General features: G+C 62.1%; 19 protein-coding genes. 17 read left to right on the top strand and 2 right to left on the bottom strand.

Annotated elements, in window-relative coordinates; translation table 11 throughout:
• The 3 genes from M5C56_RS31970 to M5C56_RS31960 form a co-directional block, all read left to right on the top strand.
• The coding region (locus M5C56_RS31970) for a hypothetical protein (protein ID WP_248766936.1) at positions 1 to 195 on the top strand (195 nt) is incomplete at its 5' end.
• Positions 196 to 222: 27 nt separating this feature from the next.
• Positions 223 to 1,572: an NCS2 family permease gene (locus M5C56_RS31965; protein ID WP_103496211.1), complete on the top strand. Its 1,350-nt coding sequence runs from the start codon at positions 223 to 225 to the stop codon at positions 1,570 to 1,572.
• A gap of 64 nt (positions 1,573 to 1,636) precedes the next feature.
• Positions 1,637 to 2,263 carry a LysE family translocator gene (locus tag M5C56_RS31960; RefSeq protein ID WP_103496212.1) on the top strand — a complete coding sequence of 209 codons (627 nt, stop codon included), beginning with the start codon at positions 1,637 to 1,639 and terminating at the stop codon, positions 2,261 to 2,263.
• 159 nt (positions 2,264 to 2,422) lie between these two features.
• Here M5C56_RS31960 and uraH read toward each other — a convergent pair whose 3' ends face one another.
• A complete protein-coding gene (gene uraH, locus M5C56_RS31955) occupies positions 2,423 to 2,776 on the bottom strand; it encodes a hydroxyisourate hydrolase (RefSeq protein ID WP_103496213.1) in 354 nt (117 codons plus the stop codon).
• Positions 2,777 to 3,196: 420 nt separating this feature from the next.
• Between uraH and puuE the strand changes: the two genes are divergently transcribed.
• From puuE to M5C56_RS31915, 8 genes are all read left to right on the top strand, one after another.
• On the top strand, positions 3,197 to 4,123 hold the full coding sequence (gene puuE / locus M5C56_RS31950; RefSeq protein ID WP_103496214.1) for an allantoinase PuuE: 927 nt from the start codon (positions 3,197 to 3,199) through the stop codon (positions 4,121 to 4,123).
• A complete protein-coding gene (gene uraD, locus M5C56_RS31945; protein WP_103496215.1) occupies positions 4,120 to 4,635 on the top strand; it encodes a 2-oxo-4-hydroxy-4-carboxy-5-ureidoimidazoline decarboxylase in 516 nt (171 codons plus the stop codon). The genes puuE and uraD overlap by 4 nt, the downstream gene beginning before the upstream one ends.
• A gap of 60 nt (positions 4,636 to 4,695) precedes the next feature.
• Positions 4,696 to 5,691, top strand: coding sequence for an allantoicase (alc, locus tag M5C56_RS31940; protein WP_103496216.1), 996 nt, complete (start codon positions 4,696 to 4,698; stop codon positions 5,689 to 5,691).
• Positions 5,692 to 5,760: 69 nt separating this feature from the next.
• Positions 5,761 to 6,264 (top strand): ureidoglycolate lyase, encoded by a 504-nt coding sequence (locus M5C56_RS31935; RefSeq protein ID WP_103496217.1) that lies wholly within the window; start codon positions 5,761 to 5,763, stop codon positions 6,262 to 6,264.
• A gap of 51 nt (positions 6,265 to 6,315) precedes the next feature.
• Positions 6,316 to 7,665, top strand: a complete 1,350-nt coding sequence (locus M5C56_RS31930) for a urate hydroxylase PuuD (protein WP_103496218.1) — start codon at positions 6,316 to 6,318, stop codon at positions 7,663 to 7,665.
• Positions 7,666 to 7,886: 221 nt separating this feature from the next.
• Complete coding sequence (locus M5C56_RS31925) at positions 7,887 to 9,242, top strand: nucleobase:cation symporter-2 family protein (protein WP_103496219.1); 1,356 nt, start codon at positions 7,887 to 7,889, stop codon at positions 9,240 to 9,242.
• 351 nt (positions 9,243 to 9,593) lie between these two features.
• The gene (locus tag M5C56_RS31920) at positions 9,594 to 10,379 is read left to right on the top strand and encodes an outer membrane protein OmpK (protein WP_103496220.1); all 786 of its coding nucleotides are present in this window, start codon (positions 9,594 to 9,596) and stop codon (positions 10,377 to 10,379) included.
• Between the two features lie 164 nt (positions 10,380 to 10,543).
• Positions 10,544 to 11,152: a TetR/AcrR family transcriptional regulator gene (locus M5C56_RS31915; RefSeq protein WP_100940637.1), complete on the top strand. Its 609-nt coding sequence runs from the start codon at positions 10,544 to 10,546 to the stop codon at positions 11,150 to 11,152.
• On the opposite strand, the gene M5C56_RS31910 is transcribed toward M5C56_RS31915, so the two are convergent.
• Positions 11,153 to 11,593: a heme-binding protein gene (locus tag M5C56_RS31910; protein WP_103496221.1), complete on the bottom strand. Its 441-nt coding sequence runs from the start codon at positions 11,591 to 11,593 to the stop codon at positions 11,153 to 11,155.
• A gap of 254 nt (positions 11,594 to 11,847) precedes the next feature.
• Here M5C56_RS31910 and gcl point away from each other — a divergent pair, with 254 nt between their 5' ends.
• From gcl to M5C56_RS31880, 6 genes are all read left to right on the top strand, one after another.
• On the top strand, positions 11,848 to 13,623 hold the full coding sequence (gcl, locus tag M5C56_RS31905) for a glyoxylate carboligase (protein ID WP_103496222.1): 1,776 nt from the start codon (positions 11,848 to 11,850) through the stop codon (positions 13,621 to 13,623).
• A gap of 114 nt (positions 13,624 to 13,737) precedes the next feature.
• On the top strand, positions 13,738 to 14,520 hold the full coding sequence (hyi, locus tag M5C56_RS31900; protein ID WP_103496223.1) for a hydroxypyruvate isomerase: 783 nt from the start codon (positions 13,738 to 13,740) through the stop codon (positions 14,518 to 14,520).
• Positions 14,521 to 14,538: 18 nt separating this feature from the next.
• Positions 14,539 to 15,429 carry a 2-hydroxy-3-oxopropionate reductase gene (locus M5C56_RS31895; protein ID WP_103496224.1) on the top strand — a complete coding sequence of 297 codons (891 nt, stop codon included), beginning with the start codon at positions 14,539 to 14,541 and terminating at the stop codon, positions 15,427 to 15,429.
• Positions 15,430 to 15,628: 199 nt separating this feature from the next.
• On the top strand, positions 15,629 to 16,534 hold the full coding sequence (locus M5C56_RS31890; protein ID WP_247263487.1) for an urea transporter: 906 nt from the start codon (positions 15,629 to 15,631) through the stop codon (positions 16,532 to 16,534).
• A 48-nt stretch (positions 16,535 to 16,582) separates the two neighbouring features.
• Positions 16,583 to 17,407: an ion transporter gene (locus M5C56_RS31885; RefSeq protein WP_103496225.1), complete on the top strand. Its 825-nt coding sequence runs from the start codon at positions 16,583 to 16,585 to the stop codon at positions 17,405 to 17,407.
• Between the two features lie 92 nt (positions 17,408 to 17,499).
• A complete protein-coding gene (locus tag M5C56_RS31880; protein ID WP_103496226.1) occupies positions 17,500 to 18,498 on the top strand; it encodes a sulfate ABC transporter substrate-binding protein in 999 nt (332 codons plus the stop codon).
• The last annotated feature ends 26 nt before the right edge of the window (positions 18,499 to 18,524 follow it).

The raw sequence follows: 18,524 nt of genomic DNA, 5'->3' as shown, positions 1-18,524 counted from the left end.
ACTACTGGTTTCGCGACTACTCCCGCCAACAAGATCCTACCTTCCGACGTATCGCACACAAATCCAAAAACATTATTTGCTTTATTTGTATACAAAAGCATAATTCGTTTCGTGCGAGTTCCTGACTTTACAGTCAACAAACCCGTGCTGCCTCAAAGAGCCGTTGCCCGCCCCTGCGCCCGGCTCTGGAAATAACAATAAAACTCTTGAGGAGTACTCGCTGTGGAAAGCCGCAAATCCGAAGCCCCCCTGCTGGACCTGTCGCCACCGTCAAGTTCAGGCCTGCTGGAACGCCTGTTCAAGCTCAGGTTGCATGGCACCACGGTGAAAACCGAACTGATCGCCGGGTTGACCACCTTCATCACCATGGCCTACATCATCTTCGTCAACCCGAACATCATGGCCGACGCCGGCATCGACCATGGCGCCGCCTTTGTCGCCACCTGCATCGCCGCCGCCCTCGGCTGCCTGCTGATGGGCCTCTACGCCAACTGGCCGGTGGGACTCGCACCGGGCATGGGCCTGAACGCGTTCTTCACCTACACCGTGGTCGGCACCATGGGCTACCACTGGGAAACCGCCCTCGGTGCGGTCTTCATCTCCGGCGTGCTGTTCATGGCCCTGACCCTGTCGAGGATCCGCGAATGGCTGCTCAACAGCATTCCCGTCAGCCTGCGCCATGCGATGGGTGCCGGGGTCGGGTTGTTTCTCGGGGTGATCGGCCTGAAAACCGCCGGGATCATCGTTGCCAGCCCCGCCACCCTGATCAGGCTCGGCGCCCTGCATGAGCCCGGCCCATTGCTGGCCGCCATCTGTTTCCTGATGATCGCAATCCTCAGCTACCACCGGGTCTTCGGCGCCATCCTCATCAGCATCATCACCGTGACCCTGGCCGGCTGGGGCCTGGGCCTGGTGGAATACCACGGCATCTTCTCCACCCCACCGAGCCTGGCCCCGACCTGGATGGCCATGGACCTGAAGGGCGCATTCAACGTCAGCATGATCAGCGTGGTCCTGGCCTTTCTCTTCGTGCACATGTTCGACACCGCCGGCACCCTGATGGGCGTCGCCCAGCGCGCCGGCCTGGTCAACCCCGACGGCCGTATCGAGAACCTGTCCCGGGCAATGAAAGCCGACAGCGTCTCCAGCGTATTCGGTGCCGTGGTCGGTGTGCCACCCGTTACCAGCTACGTGGAAAGTGCCGCGGGTGTTGCCGCTGGTGGTCGGACTGGTCTGACCGCTGTTACTGTAGGTATCCTGTTTGTGGCGGCCATGTTCTTTGCCCCGCTGGCTGGCATGATCCCTGCGTACGCGACCGCCGGCGCGCTGATTTATGTAGCGATGCTGATGATGAGCGGCATGGCGCATATCGAGTGGGACGACGCGACGGACAGTATTCCGGCGATTGTGACCGCGATCATGATGCCGCTGACTTTTTCGGTCGCCGACGGCATTGCCCTGGGTTTTATCACCTATGTGGCACTGAAGGCCGGGACCGGCAAGTTCAAGGATATTTCCGTCAGCCTGTGGGTGCTGTGCGCCATTTTTATCGCCAAGTTCATCTTCCTGTAAGAGAGCCCATGCGGTAGTAACCAGCCTCACTTCGGTGGGGCTTTTGTACGAAGGGAGAAACCTGATGAGTCTGGAAACCTGGTTGTTGTTCAGCAGTGCCGCCCTGGTGGTGATCCTGATCCCCGGGCCGCTGTCGCTGCTGATGATCAGCAACAGCCTGAATTATGGATTGCGTCGTTCATACCCGGCCTTTCTCGGCGGTGTCAGCGCCTCGATCTGCTTGTTGAGCGCTTCGGCCCTGGGCCTGGGTGCGTTGCTGCTGGCCTCGGAGCAGTTGTTCAGCGCCCTGAAGATTGTCGGCGCGCTGTACCTGTTCTACCTCGCCTGGCAGAGCTGGCAGCAATCGCGACAGCCGGCACGGGCGGCGAATGTGCCCGAAACCGCGCCGGCCCCACGCTTTCGTGCCCTGTTTGGGCGCGCCTTTGTGCTCGGCGCCAGCAACCCGAAGGACATCCTGTTCTTCGCGGCCTTCCTGCCGCAGTTTCTCAAGGCCGACCAAGCGTTTCTCGGCCAGTTGCTGGTGATGATCGCCACCTGGACCGTGCTGGACCTGCTGTGCAAGCTGGCCTATGGCCTCGGCGCCCATGGCGCGGCGGGGTATTTGCGCAGTGGCAAGGGACAGAGCTGGTTCAACCGGATCAGCGCCGGATTGTTTGGTGGGGCGGGCGCGGCGTCGTTGTTGAGCCGCTGAAATTTGTGGCGGTCTCAAGGGCCTCTTCGCGGCGGTGCCGCGAAAGGGCGGCACACCCACCACACAAACCACCTGCAAACCCAATCGCCAGACATAAAAAAGCCCGCAGTGAACGCGGGCAAATAACCAAGGAAGCTTTGGCGCAGATGCTTGGGGAATCTAGCTGCCTCGGTAGGTCGAATAGCTGTAGGGCGAAATCAGCAACGGCACGTGGTAGTGCTCCTGCTCGGCACTGATCCCGAAACGCAGCACCACCACGTCGAGGAACGCCGGCTCCGGCAGCGCCACGCCACGAGCCCGATAGTAGTCACCGGCATGGAACTGCAACTGATAGACCCCGGAGCGGTAATCGGTCCCTTGCAGCAACGGTGCATCGCAGCGCCCGTCGCTGTTGGTCAGGGCGCTGGCGACCAGCTCCAACTGTGCGCCTTCGACCCGATACAGCTCGACCTTGATCGAACTGCCGGGGCAGCCATGCGCGGCATCCAAAACATGCGTAGTCAAACGTCCCATTGCTTCTGCGGGCCGCCCTGCCCTTCAGGCAGATCAGGCCTCGCGCCTCCCGGAGTCAGTGGATAAAGGAGAGGCCATGCTCCAGAGGGGCGGCCCGGAAATAATTAAGACACTTTTACAAAAAATTGTACACAATAAATTCAAGCTTTTTTCTAACACCCCCGGCTCGGCCCAGCCAGCCACGAATAGAGCGCAATCACTTGCCCGCAGAAGACCTCAGAACCACTAGCTGACCGATCAGGCAGGTTTCTTGCAGTGTTCCCCGAGGTGAAACCTGCGGTCATCAAACGGAAAGAAATGCAAAAATACGGGCTTACAAAATGATTATAAAGTTGTATACAATCACTTCATCGCCGTGACGCCACCCGGTTTTGACGGGGCACCACGCAACCGTCACCACGAACAAGAAGGAAGACTGCAGTGAGCGCCGACTACCCACGCGACCTGATCGGTTACGGCAGCAACCCGCCTCACCCCCACTGGCCGGGCAATGCCCGCATCGCCTTGTCCTTCGTGCTCAACTACGAAGAAGGCGGCGAACGCAACATCCTCCATGGCGACCCGGAATCCGAGTCCTTCCTCTCGGAGATGGTCGCGGCGCAGCCTCTGCAGGGCGCGCGCAACATGAGCATGGAGTCGCTCTACGAGTATGGCAGCCGTGCCGGCGTGTGGCGGATTCTCAAGCTGTTCAAGCGTTTCGATATTCCCCTGACCGTGTTCGCCGTGGCCATGGCCGCCCAGCGCCACCCGGACGTGATCCGCGCCATGGTCGCGGCCGGTCACGAGATCTGCAGCCACGGCTACCGCTGGATCGACTACCAATACATGGACGAAGCCCAGGAGCGCGAGCACCTGCTCGAAGCCATCCGCATCCTCAGCGAAATCAGCGGCGAACGCCCATTGGGCTGGTACACCGGACGCACCGGGCCGAACACCCGCAAGCTGGTGATGGAGGAAGGCGGCTTCCTCTATGACTCGGACACCTACGACGACGACCTGCCCTACTGGGAACCCGACAGCCCCACCGGCAAGCCGCACCTGGTAATTCCCTACACCCTCGATACCAACGACATGCGCTTCACCCAGGTGCAAGGCTTCAACAAGGGCGACGATTTCTACCAGTACCTCAAGGACGCCTTCGACGTGCTCTACGCTGAAGGCGACGAAGCGCCGAAGATGCTCTCCATCGGTTTGCACTGTCGCCTGATCGGCCGCCCGGCACGCCTGGCCGCCCTCCAGCGCTTCATCGAATATGTCAAAGGCCATGACCGGGTCTGGTTCAGTCGTCGGGTCGATATCGCTCGCCACTGGCACGCCACCCACCCTTTCCAGGGAGTCGCGAAATGACGGCCTTCAAGACCCTCAAGCCCTCGACCTTGAGCCGCGAAGCCTTTATCCAGGCCTTCGCCGATATCTACGAACATTCGCCCTGGGTCGCCGAAAAGGCTTTCGACCTGGGCCAGGACGCCGACCTCGACGAGGTCGAGCCCCTGCACCAGCACATGAGCGACATCCTCTTGAGCGCCGATCACGCCAGCCAGCTGGCCCTGATCAACGCCCACCCGGACCTGGCCGGCAAAGCCGCCGTGCAGGGTCAACTCACCGAAGCCAGCACCAACGAACAGGCCGGCGCCGGCATTCACCAATGCTCGAACGAAGAGTTCCAACGCTTCACCGAGCTGAACGACGCCTATAAAGCCAAGTTCAAGTTTCCCTTCATCATGGCGGTAAAAGGCAGCAACCGGCATCAGATCCTCGCCGCGTTCGAAGTGCGCATCCATAACCCGGTGGACACCGAGTTCCAGTGCGCGCTGGCCGAGATCAACAAGATCGCCCTGTTCCGCCTACTGACCCTTTAGCGAGCCGTACCTGAACCCGGCAAGCCTCCCCAGCCACTTATTAAAAGGCAGACAAAAAGCATGAAAGCTTACGCCGTACCTTTCGAGAAGTTCGTCAACCTGGCCGACGCCCGCCTGGGCACCAAGATCCTCTCGGTCACCGACGACTGGTTCGCCGACGCCAACCGCCTGTTCCAGCCGACCCCGGCCGTCTGGAAAGAAGGCGTGTTCGATGACAACGGCAAGTGGATGGACGGCTGGGAGTCGCGCCGCAAGCGTTTCGAAGGCTACGACAGCGCGGTGATCCGCCTCGGCGTCGCCGGCTCGATCAAGGGCGTGGACATAGATACCTCGTTCTTCACTGGCAACTATCCGCCGTCGGCCTCCCTGGAAGCCTGCTTCCTGAGCAGCGGCGAGCCGGACGAAAACACCCAGTGGGTCGAAGTGCTGTCCGCCGTCGAGCTGCAAGGCAACAGCCACCACTACCACGAGATCAGCAACGACCAGGCCTTCAGCCACCTGCGTTTCAACATCTATCCGGACGGCGGCGTGGCACGCCTGCGGGTCTACGGTATTCCATTCCGTGACTGGTCGGCGGTGGGCGACAACGAACAGGTCGACCTGGCTTCCGCCCTCAACGGCGGCCGCGCCCTGGCCTGCTCCGACGAGCATTTCGGCCGCATGAGCAACATCCTCAACCCGGGCCGTGGCGTCAACATGGGCGACGGCTGGGAAACCGCGCGCCGGCGTACCCCGGGCAATGACTGGGTGATCGTGGCTTTGGGTCATCCGGGCGAGATCGAACAGATCATCGTCGACACCCTGCACTTCAAGGGCAACTACCCGGACAGCTGCTCGATCCAGGGCGCCTTCGTCAAGGGCGGCACCGACAGCCAGATCGAGACCCAGAGCCTGTTCTGGCGTGAACTGCTGCCGAGCCAGAAGCTGGAAATGCACCAGGAACACAGCTTCGCCGAACAGATCAAGGCGCTGGGACCTATCACCCATATCCGCCTGAACGTGTTCCCGGACGGTGGCGTAAGTCGCCTGCGGGTGCTGGGCAAAGTCGCGAAGTAACCCCATGGGTGGTTCTCGCGCCTCGCGCGGGAACCACCGATACACAGAATTCGAGAACAGAAGAACCGCATGCGCACACTGACGATTGAACCGCTGAGCAAAGAAGCCTTCGCCCCCTTCGGTGACGTGATCGAAACCGACGGCAGCGACCACTTCATGATCAACAACGGTTCGACCCAGCGCTTCCATCGCCTGGCGACGGTGCAAACCGCCAAGCCGGACGACCAGGCGATCATCAGCATCTTCCGCGCCGACGCGCTGGACATGCCCTTGACCGTGCGCATGCTCGAGCGCCATCCGCTGGGCAGCCAGGCTTTTATCCCGCTGCTCGGCAACCCCTTTCTGATCGTGGTCGCGCCCCTTGGCGATGCACCGGTATCAGGCTTGGTCCGCGCCTTTGTCAGCAATGGCAGGCAGGGCATCAATTACCATCGCGGCGTCTGGCACCACCCGGTGCTGACGATCGAAAAGCGGGATGACTTCCTGGTGGTTGATCGCAGTGGCTCCGGCAACAACTGCGATGAGCATTTCTTCAAAGAGGATGAGTACCTGATCCTCGCCCCCCACCAATAAGAGAAGGTCTGATCACTCCCGAAAAAGAGTGACAGGCGAGAGGTAAAGACTGTGCAAGCACATCTGATGGAATGGCTGAACCTGAGCGTGCGCTGGATTCACATGATCACGGGCGTGGCCTGGATCGGTGCATCGTTCTACTTCGTCTGGCTGGAGAACAACCTCAACCGGGTCAACCCCAGGGACGGCCTGGCGGGCGATCTGTGGGCGATCCACGGCGGCGGTATCTACCACCTGGAAAAATACAAGCTGGCCCCGCCGACCATGCCGGACAACCTGCACTGGTTCAAATGGGAAGCCTATTTCACCTGGATGTCGGGGATCGCGCTGCTCTGCGTGGTGTTCTACTCCAACCCGGTGCTCTACCTCGTGGCCCCCGGCAGCGGCCTGAGCGGCCCCGAGGGCGTGGCCATAGGTATCGGCGCACTGATCGCCGGCTGGTTCGTCTACGACTTTCTCTGTGACTCGGCCCTGGGCAAGCGCCCGGCCCTGCTCGGCTTTATCCTGTTCGTGCTGCTGATTGCCGCCGCCTACGGGTTCAGCAAGGTATTCAGCGGTCGCGGCGCCTACCTGCATGTCGGCGCGATCATCGGCACCATCATGGTCGGCAACGTGTTCCGCATCATCATGCCGGCCCAGCGCGCCCTGGTGGCGGCCATTGCCGAGAACCGCACGCCGGACCCGAGCCTGCCGGCCAAGGGCCTGCTGCGTTCGCGGCACAACAACTACTTCACCCTGCCGGTGCTGTTCATCATGATCAGCAACCACTTCCCGAGCACCTATGGCAGCCCGTACAACTGGCTGATCCTGGCCGGGATCGCGGTGCTGGCGGTGATGGTGCGGCACTATTTCAACACTCGGCACAACAGTCACAAATTTGCCTGGACCTTGCCGGTCGCGGCCCTTGGGATGATCTGCCTGGCCTATGTCACCGGCCCGTCGCCGGTCCCGAGCGCACCGCAAGTGGCCAAGGCCCCGGCGAAGATCGAGTACCAGCCGTTGCCGGAAACCGCGTTGGGCGGCAAGCCGGCCCAAGCCACGCCAGCGGTACCAGAGACGCCAGCCGTTACCGCCGCACCAGCCGCCGCCGCAGCTCCGGATTCGGTTCCTGCGCCAACGACCACAGCGAGTGCCGCCGACGTCAGCTTCGACAAGGTTCACCGTGTGATCCAGGAGCGCTGCGCGGTGTGCCATTCGGCCCAACCCACCAGCCCGCTGTTCAGTTCGGCGCCGGCGGGGGTGATCTTCGATACCGCGCAACAGATCCAGCAATTGGCTCCACGTATCCAGGCCCAGGCCATTACCACCCAGATCATGCCGTTGGGCAACATCACCCAGATGACCCAGCAGGAACGTGACCTGATCGCGGCCTGGATCAACCAGGGGGCACGCACCAACTGAATGTCGCTGTTAGCCAGCTGATTTGGAGACACCGCGTTACCTGTAGGAGCGTGGCTTGCCCGCGAAGCTTTTAGCGATCTTGAAAGCCTCTTCGCGGGCAAGCCCTGCTCCTACAGGTTCGAGATCAACCGTGAAGCGGTTGCGTTGCCCCGGCTACAAAAAACGCTGTCCGCAACCACACAGCGCTAAAACCACAAGAATAAAAAAATCCGAGGTGTTGCATGTCCGAGTTATCCGAACCGCGCATCCCCGCCGCACCCGCTCTCCAGCGTCTGCCCCTGTTGCAGCTGATCCTGGTGGGCCTGCAACACGTTCTGCTGATGTATGGCGGCGCCGTCGCCGTACCGCTGATCATCGGACAGGCCGCCGGCCTGGGTCGTGAGGAAATCGCCTTTCTGATCAACGCCGACCTGCTGGTGGCCGGTATCGCCACCGTGGTGCAATCCCTCGGCATCGGCCCCATGGGTATCCGCATGCCGGTGATGATGGGTGCCAGTTTCGCCGCCGTCGGCAGCATGGTGGCCATGGCCGGCATGCCCGGTATCGGCATGACCGGGATCTTCGGCGCCACCATCGCCGCCGGTTTCTTCGGCCTGCTGATCGCCCCGTTCATGTCCCGGATCGTGCGTTTCTTCCCACCCCTGGTCACCGGCACCGTGATCACCGCCATCGGCCTCTCGCTGTTTCCGGTGGCGGTCAACTGGGCCGGTGGCGGCAGTGCCGCGACACAATTCGGTTCGCCGATCTACCTCACGGTGGCCGCGCTGGTGCTGGCCACCATCCTGCTGATCAACCGCTTCATGCGCGGCTTCTGGGTGAATATCTCGGTGCTGATCGGCATGCTCCTGGGCTATGTGCTGTCCGGCGTCATCGGCATGGTCGACCTCAGCGGCCTGGCCCAGGCGCCCTGGCTGAAAGTGGTCACCCCGCTGCATTTCGGCCTGCCGCAGTTTCACCTGGCACCGATCCTGTCCATGTGCCTGGTGGTGGTGATCATCTTCGTCGAGTCCACCGGGATGTTCCTCGCCCTGGGCAAGATCACCGGCCAGGACGTCACCCCACGCATGCTCCGGCGCGGCTTGCTGTGCGACGCCGGCGCGTCGTTCCTCGCCGGTTTCTTCAACACCTTCACCCACTCCTCCTTCGCCCAGAACATCGGCCTGGTGCAGATGACCGGTGTGCGCTGCCGTTCGGTGACCATCGTCGCCGGGCTCTTCCTGATCGTCCTCAGCCTGCTGCCCAAGGCCGCGTTCCTGGTCGCCTCGATTCCGCCGGCGGTACTGGGCGGCGCGGCCATCGCCATGTTCGGCATGGTCGCGGCCACCGGGATCAAGATCCTCCAGGAAGCGGACATCTCCGATCGGCGCAACCAGTTGCTGGTGGCGGTGAGCATCGGCATGGGCCTGATCCCCGTGGTGCGACCGGAGTTCTTCGCCCATCTGCCGCTGTGGATGGGTCCGATCACCCACAGCGGGATCGCCATGGCGACCTTGAGCGCCGTGTCCCTGAACCTGCTGTTCAATGTGCTGGGGGGCGCCGAACGGGCGGCACTCAGCGGGCATGTTCACCCCCACTGACACCTTTGCCGGCGGACGCGAGCGCTCTGGCACGGGCGCTTGAGCCCTCGGGCGCGAATCAGTATGCTGCGCGCCCGCTGGAATCCGCTCGAACAAGCCATCGCCACCGACACCTGACCCAAGCGCCTCTCTATCCCGGCGCGGGACAACCCCAAGGCCTATGGAAGCCCTCACCACTCGACTGTCCCACGGACAGCCGAACGCAGGGTCTTTGACTGTTTTTTGCCTTAAACCGGCCCTTGCCAGAAGCAGGCAGGCCGCTGAACCGGCGATGGCCGACAGAAAAAAAGCGCCGAACCCAGAGCGCTGAACGACGGAAGCCTTGAACCACTGACCTTAGGGAGCAACCCAATGAAGCGCACCTCTACGAGCCTGATATTGTCCGCCACCTTGCTGAGCGCAGGATCCGCCTGCGCGGGCGACCTGCTGCAATGGCAGAACAACAGCCTGACCTACCTGTACGGCAAGAATTTCACCGTCAATCCGCAGATCCAGCAGACCGTCACCTTCGAACACGCCGACGCCTGGAAGTACGGCGACAACTTCTTCTTCCTCGACCGGATCTTCTATAACGGCAAGGCCGATACCCGCCTCGGCCCGAACACCTACTACGGCGAGTTCACCCCGCGCCTGTCCATGGGCAAGATCTTCGACCGTTCGTTCGCCTTCGGCCCGGTCAAGGATGTGCTGCTGGCCATGACCTACGAGTTCGGCGAAGGCGACACCAACGCCTACCTGTTCGGCCCCGGCTTCGACCTGGACGTACCCGGTTTCGACTACTTCCAGCTGAACTTCTACCAGCGCCATACCGACAGCAACCGCCCGGGCAGCAATATCTGGCAGATCACCCCGGTCTGGTCCTACACCATCCCAGTGGGCCATTCCAACGTGCTGATCGACGGCTATATGGACTGGGTGGTGGACAACGACCGCAATGCCCAAGGGACCTACCACGCCAACCTGCACTTCAATCCGCAGATCAAGTACGACCTGGGCAAGGCCCTGCATTGGGGCGAAAAGCAGTTGTACGTGGGGTTTGAGTACGACTACTGGAAGAACAAGTACGGCCTCCAGAGCAGCAGCGACTTCAGGACCAACCAGGACACCGCGAGCCTGTTGGTCAAGTACCACTTCTGAGGGTGCCAGGCGCTTGAACGCACCGTGAATCCTGCAGGAGCCGGCAAGTCCTGCCGCTCCTGCAGTTTGCTCATTCAGACGTGTGGGAGGGGCATTCTTGAGCCTTGCGCAAACCCGGTGCTACCATGCCCAACCGCCCGGGCCGGCAAGGAAAAACCTGGTTTATGAGCACCATCCGCGAACGCAACCGTGAACTGATCCTGCGCGCCGCCAGCGAAGAGTTCGCCGACAAGGGCTTCGCCGCCACCAAGACCAGCGATATCGCGGCCAAGGCCGGCCTGCCCAAGCCCAACGTCTACTACTACTTCAAATCCAAGGACAACCTCTACCGCGAGGTGCTGGAAAGCATCATCGAGCCGATCCTCCAGGCCTCGACCCCCTTCAACCCCGCGGGCGTGCCCGCCGAGGTACTGGCCGGTTATATCCGTTCGAAGATCCGTATCTCCCGCGACCTGCCGTTCGCCTCCAAGGTCTTCGCCAGCGAAATCATGCACGGCGCGCCGCACCTGAGCCCCGAGCAGGTGGAGCAGCTCAATGCCCAGGCCCGACACAATATCGCCTGCATCCAGACCTGGATCGACCGCGGCCTGATCGCCCCGCTCGATCCCCATCACCTGATGTTCAGCATCTGGGCCGCGACCCAGACCTATGCCGATTTCGACTGGCAGATTTCCTCGATCACCGGCAAGGCCAAGCTGGAAGACGTCGACTATGAAGCGGCGGCGCAGACCATCGTGCGGTTGGTGCTCAAGGGCTGCGAGCCGGATCGATAGTCAGACAGACACCCCGGCATCCGCCACCAGCCCCAACGCCTCGATTGCACTGATCGCACACTGCTCATCGATATCCGAAGTATCCCCGCTAATCCCGATGGCCCCGATCACCTTCCCCTCCTGATCGCGAATCAACACCCCGCCCGGCGCCGGCACCACGCTGCCCTGCCCCAGGCTGTTCAATGCCGCCACAAACGCCGGTCGCTGCTGCGCATCCAACGCCAGCAAGCGCGAGCCCTTGCCCAGGGCGATCGCGCCCCAGGCCTTGCCGATGGCGATCTGCGGACGCAACAGGCTCGCCCCATCCTCGCGTTGCAGTGTCACCAGGTGACCACCGCCATCCAGCACCGCAATGGTCAGCGGTGCTGCCGAAATGACCCGGCCGGCGGCAATCGCCTCGCTGGCCAGACTGACTGCGACGTTCAAGGTTAAAGCGCTCATGGTGCCGTCCTTATCGAGTGAGGAGAGAGCCGTCGCTGCTCCTTTTCAGAAGCAGTTCGGCCAAACAAATAGAACACAATGTTAAGTATTTTTGTATACAAAAATATAGAAACCCTCATTAAACCCTTGAGAAACGGCCCCAGAACGAATCCACCAATCATTTTAGAAAAGGCATTGACCAGCGCCGCCTTGCGTGAATACACTCGCCACACAGCAACTTGTATACAATTACAAAACGCAAGAGGCACAAAACAATGAGCAAAATGAGAGCAATCGAAGCCGCCGTCCTGGTGATGCGTCGCGAAGGCGTGGACACTGCCTTCGGCATTCCCGGTGCCGCGATCAACCCGCTGTACAGCGCGTTGCAAAAGCTCGGCGGTATCGATCACGTCCTTGCTCGCCACGTCGAAGGCGCCTCGCACATGGCCGAGGGTTACACCCGCACCAAGGCCGGCAATATCGGCGTGTGCATCGGCACCTCGGGCCCGGCCGGCACCGACATGGTCACCGGCCTGTACAGCGCCAGCGCCGACTCGATCCCGATCCTCTGCATCACCGGCCAGGCACCGCGGGCACGCTTGCACAAGGAAGACTTCCAGGCCGTGGACATCACCAGCATCGTCAAGCCGGTGACCAAGTGGGCGACCACCGTGCTCGAACCCGGCCAGGTGCCCTACGCCTTCCAGAAAGCCTTTTATGAAATGCGCTCCGGCCGCCCCGGCCCGGTGCTGATCGACCTGCCGTTCGATGTGCAGATGGCGCAAATCGAATTTGATATCGACGCCTACCAACCACTGCCCCCGGCCAAGCCAGGCGCCACACGGATTCAGGTCGAGAAGGCCCTGGCCCTGCTCGACCAGGCCGAACGCCCGCTGCTGGTGGCCGGTGGCGGCATCATCAATGCCGATGCCAGCGAACTGCTGGTGGAGTTCGCCGAACTGACCGGCATTCCGGTGATCCCGACCCTGATGGGCTGGGGCACGATTCCCGACGATCACCCGCTGATGGTCGGCATGGTCGGGCTGCAAACCTCCCACCGCTACGGCAACGCCACGCTGCTCAAGTCCGATGTGGTGCTGGGTATCGGCAACCGCTGGGCCAACCGTCACACCGGTTCCGTGGAGGTCTACACCGAAGGACGCACCTTCATTCACGTGGACATCGAGCCGACCCAGATCGGCCGCGTATTCACCCCGGACCTGGGCATCGTGTCCGACGCCGCCGCGGCCCTGACGGTATTCATCGAAGTGGCCCGTGAATGGCAGGCCGCCGGCAAGCTGAAGGACCGCAGTGCCTGGCTTGCCGATTGCCAGCAGCGCAAGGCCAGCCTGCAGCGCAAGACCCACTTCGACAACGTGCCGGTCAAACCCCAGCGCGTCTATGAAGAGATGAACCAGGTGTTCGGCAAGGACACCTGCTACGTCAGCACCATCGGTCTGTCGCAGATTGCCGGCGCGCAGTTCCTCCATGTCTACAAACCACGGCACTGGATCAACTGCGGCCAGGCCGGGCCCCTGGGCTGGACCATTCCGGCCGCGCTGGGGGTGGTCAAGGCCGACCCATCGCGCAAGGTCGTGGCACTGTCCGGCGACTATGACTTCCAGTTCATGATCGAGGAACTGGCGGTGGGCGCGCAGTTCAAGCTGCCGTATATCCACGTGGTGGTGAACAACTCCTACCTGGGGCTGATTCGCCAGGCCCAGCGCGGCTTCGACATGGACTACTGCGTGCAATTGTCTTTCGACAACCTCAACGCACCGGAGCTCAACGGTTATGGCGTGGACCACGTCGCCGTCGCCGAGGGCCTGGGTTGCAAGGCCCTGCGGGTGTTCGAACCGGACCGGATCCAGGGCGCGCTGCGCCAGGCCCAGGCGATGATCGAGGAGTTCAGGGTGCCGGTGATTGTCGAGATCATCCTGGAGCGGGTGACCAATATTTCCATGGGCACCGAGATCAACGCCATCAACGAGTTCGAAGACCTGGCGCTGGTCGGCAACGATGCGCCGACGGCGATTGCCTTGCTCGACTGATCCCACACCCGCTAGGGACAAGCTTGCCAGCGCAGTCGATATCACCTTCACTGCCGCTATCGCTGCGCCCGCAGCCTGTCCAAACGCTTTGTATCGATTCGCCAGGAGACTCCCATGCCACGCTTTGCCGCCAACCTGTCCATGCTGTTCACCGAAGAGGATTTCCTGGCCCGTTTCAAGGCCGCCGCCGAGGCCGGTTTCAGCGGTGTGGAATACCTGTTCCCCTACGACTTCAGCTCCGCCGAGATCAAGGCGCAACTGGATGCTCACGGCCTGACCCAGGTGCTGTTCAACCTGCCGGCCGGCGACTGGACCAAGGGCGAACGCGGGATTGCCTGCCACCCGGACCGGGTCGAGGAGTTCCGTGCCGGGGTCGATCTGGCCATCGCCTATGCACAGGTGCTGGGCAATACCCAGATCAACTGCCTGGCCGGCATCCGTCCCCAGGGCGTCGACGACGCCGTGCTGGAAAAGACCTTCGTCGACAACCTCAAGTACGCCGCCGGCAAGCTTGAAGCCGTCGGCATCCGACTGGTGATGGAAGCGATCAACACCCGCGACATCCCCGGTTTCTACCTGAACACCACGGCCCAGGCCCTGTCGATCCGCCATCAGGTGGGCAGCGCCAACCTGTTCCTGCAATACGACATCTACCACATGCAGATCATGGAGGGTGACCTGGCGCGGACCCTGTCCGACCACCTGGCCGAGATCAACCATGTGCAGTTGGCCGACAACCCCGGGCGGCATGAACCGGGGACCGGAGAGATCAACTATCGATTCCTGTTCGAGCACCTGGACCGCATCGGTTATCAGGGCTGGGTCGGTTGCGAATACAAACCGCTGACCAGCACCGAAGCCGGGCTGGGCTGGTTGAAAACCCATAACGCGACATAAGAAAAAGAGGACGTAGTCATGGCTAAAATCGGTTTTATCGGCACCGGCATCATGGGGCATCCCATGGCCGCCAATCTGCAAAAGGCAGGTCACAGCCTGTTCCTGTCCAACCACCACGACGCCGCGCCGGTCGACCTGATCAGCGCCGGCGCGGTGGCCCTGGCGAGCCCGAAGGAAGTCGCCCAGGAAGCCGAGTTCATCATTGTCATGGTGCCGGATACCCCGCAGGTCGAGGATGTGCTGTTCCGTGCCGACGGGATTGCCGCCGGCGTCGGTCCGGGCAAGATCGTCATCGACATGAGCTCGATCTCGCCCACCGCGACCAAGGCGTTCGCGGCCAGGATCAACGAGAAAGGCGCGCAGTACCTCGACGCCCCGGTGTCCGGCGGTGAAGTCGGCGCCAAGGCCGCGACCCTGAGCATCATGGTCGGCGGCGACGCCCAGGCCTTCGCCCGCGCCCTGCCGCTGTTCCAGAACATCGGCAAGAACATCACCCTGGTGGGCGGCAACGGCGACGGTCAGACCGCCAAGGTGGCGAACCAGATCATCGTCGCCCTGAATATCCAGGCGGTGGCCGAGGCGCTGTTGTTCGCCGCGAAAAACGGCGCCGACCCGGCCAAGGTACGTGAAGCACTGATGGGCGGCTTTGCCTCGTCGAAAATCCTCGAAGTGCATGGCGAACGCATGATCAAGGGCACCTTCGACCCGGGCTTCCGCATCAGCCTGCACCAGAAGGACCTGAACCTGGCGCTGGCCGGTGCCCGCGAGCTGAATATCAACCTGCCCAATACCGCCAATGCCCAGCAGGTATTCAACACTTGCGCGGCGATCGGCGGCAGCCAGTGGGACCATTCGGCACTGATCAAGGGCCTGGAGCATATGGCGAACTTCTCGATTCGCGAGCGCTAGGCCCCTCCCGGCTCAACGCGGTCAACTGTAGGAGCCGGCTTGCCGGCGATGAGGCCCATGAGCCTTGCATCGCCCGATCAGCCGCCATCGCCAGCAAGCTGGCTCCCACAATGTAGCGTCGAGCACAGATCCTGTAGGAGCAGAGCTTGCTCGCGAAAGCGGTCTTGCGCCCCCCAAAGAATCCCCCTGACACCCCACCATGCCGAAGATCCCCAGCACACCCCACTGCCCCGACTGGGCAACCGCCCTGCTCAACGGCTTCAGCCAGATCTTCCTCCAGCGCCATCCGCTCTGCGGCCTGTGCTGCCTGCTGGCAATACTTCTGGCGGCACCGAGCCTGGTTGGCGGCGCGTTACTCGGCGGCCTTGCCGGCCTGCTCACCGCCCAGCGTCGCAGCTACCCCAAGGCCGAGCGCCAGGCCGGTCTCTACAGCTATAACGGCGTACTGCTGGGCCTACTGATCAGCCTGCAGTTTCCCTGGTCGATACTGATCCCGCCACTGATCATCGCCGCCTCCGGCCTGAGCGCGATCCTGGTCCGGCAGTGGCTCAAACACACGGGCGACGTTCAAAGCCTGCCCGCCTACACCGCGCCCTTTGTCGGCCTGAGCTGGTTGCTGCTGGCGTTCACAACCCATGACCCGACAAGCAGCTCGCCACTCCCCCTCGCAGACACCTTCGCCTACGCCAATGCCGCCTTCATGGGCCTGGGCCAGATCATGTTCCTCGACCAGCCCCTGGCGGCCTTGTCGATCTTCATTGGACTGCTGATCGCCAATCGCCGCGCAGCCGTCTGGGCGGTCCTCGGCAGCACCGTCGGGCTGGCCTTCGCCCTCCTGCATGATCCTGCGTCACCCGCCCAGTTCGGCCTCGCCGGCTACAACCCGGCGCTGGTCGCGCTCGCCCTGAGCCAGCAACAGCGCGCCCCCTGGCCCGCGCTGATCGGCATGCTCCTGGCGAGCGTGCTGACACCGGGCTTTGCCGCCCTCGGCCTGGCCCCGCTGACCGCCCCCTTTATCCTCGCCTGCTGGCTGATCCGGGCCGGAGCCCGCGTGCTACGCCAGGCCAGCGACGACAACGGCCAAGACCGCCGGCTTGCGCATTGATCGGCAATCCCCCACGCTTCCCACATCCATAAGCTTGGGCAACACCTCATGAATAGCAACAACGACTGGCGCCAGCGGCTCTACGTCATGGTTTTCCAATCCGACACCGTCGCCGGCAGGCGCTTCGACAAAACCCTGCTGCTGATTATCCTCGCCAGCCTGGTGATCGTGATCCTCGACAGTATCGAGAGCTTTCACCAGACCTTCGCCACCCCCCTGGCCTATATCGAATGGGGCTTCACCTTCATCTTCGCGGTCGAGTACCTGCTGCGCCTGTACTGCTCGCCACGGCCGCTGCGCTACGCCTTCAGCTTCTACGGGCTGGTGGACCTGCTGGCCATCGTGCCGGGGATCCTCGCCCTCTACTACAGCGACGCCCAGTACCTGCTGATCATCCGTATCATCCGCATGCTGCGGATCTTCCGGGTCCTCAAGCTCGGCCCGTACCTGAAACAGGCGCACTACCTGCTCGACGCCCTGCGCGGCAGCAAGCAGAAGATCCTGGTGTTCCTGCTCAGCGTCTGCACCCTGGTGATCGTGTTCGGCACCCTGATGTACGTGGTCGAAGGCCCGGAGCATGGCTTTACCAGCATTCCCAAGGGCATCTACTGGGCTATCGTTACCCTCACCACCGTGGGTTATGGCGATATCGTGCCCAAGACCGTGTTGGGCCAGGTGATTTCCTCCCTGGTGATGATCACCGGTTACTCGATCATCGCCGTGCCTACCGGGATCTTCACCGCCGAACTGGCCAGCGCCATGCGCGGCGATTCCCACAAGCACGACTGCCCGGTTTGCGGGAAAAACAGCCACGAGCCGGAAGCCTCTTTCTGCTCTCGCTGTGGGAATCCGCTATACAAGAAAATAGAATAAACAAAGCACTTTTTAATCTTTAAGTGACTATGTCAGCGCCGTTATAGTTGCTGGCAAATTGCCCCTCTCTCAGCTGAAACAAGGACTGCGCAGTGAAAAAACTCTTTGGCGCTTCACTTCTGGCCGCTGGCCTGGCCTTTGGCAGCCTGGCCCAGGCCGCACCGACCTTGCTGAACGTTTCCTACGACGTGATGCGTGACTTCTACAAGGACTACAACGCGGCATTCCAGAAACACTGGCAGGCCGAGCACAATGAAAACATCACCTTGCAGATGTCCTTCGGCGGCTCCAGCAAACAGGCGCGTTCGGTTATCGACGGCCTGCCGGCGGACGTGATCACCATGAACATGGCCACCGACATCAATGCCCTGGTGGACAACGGCAAGCTGGTGCCGGACAACTGGGTCACCCGCCTGCCGAACAACAGTGCGCCGTTCACCTCCGCCACCGTGTTTATCGTGCGCAAGGGCAACCCCAAGGCCCTGAAAGACTGGCCGGACCTGCTCAAGGACGGTGTCCAGGTGATCGTGCCCAACCCCAAGACCTCGGGTAACGGCCGCTACACCTACCTGTCGGCCTGGGGTTATGTGCTGAAGAACGGCGGTGACGAGAACAAGGCCAAGGAGTTTGTCGGCAAGCTGTTCAAGCAGGCTCCGGTGCTCGATACCGGCGGCCGCGCAGCGACCACCACCTTTATGACCAACCAGATCGGCGATGTGCTGGTGACCTTCGAGAACGAAGCGGAAATGATTGCCCGCGAGTTCGGTCGCGATCAGTTCGAAGTGGTCTACCCGAGCGTGTCCGCCGAGGCCGAGCCGCCGGTGAGCGTGGTGGACAAGGTGGTCGACAAGAAGGGCAGCCGCGCGGCGGCCGAAGAATACCTGAAGTACCTGTGGTCGCCGGAAGGCCAGGAAATCGCCGCCAACAACTACCTGCGCCCGCGTGATCCGCAGGTGCTGGCCAAGTTCACCGACCGCTTCCCGAAAGTCGACTTCCTCTCGGTGGAGAAGACCTTCGGCGACTGGCGCACGGTGCAGAAGACCCACTTCAATGATGGCGGTGTGTTCGATCAGATCTATAACGGCAAGTAACTGATACCACCCGGCATTGAAAACAC

The organism is Pseudomonas sp. MWU13-2862, from assembly GCF_023242495.1.
GTDB lineage: Bacteria > Pseudomonadota > Gammaproteobacteria > Pseudomonadales > Pseudomonadaceae > Aquipseudomonas > Aquipseudomonas gingeri_D.
Note: the sequence above shows the minus strand (reverse complement) of the source record. Positions and strands in the feature narration are given on the sequence as shown.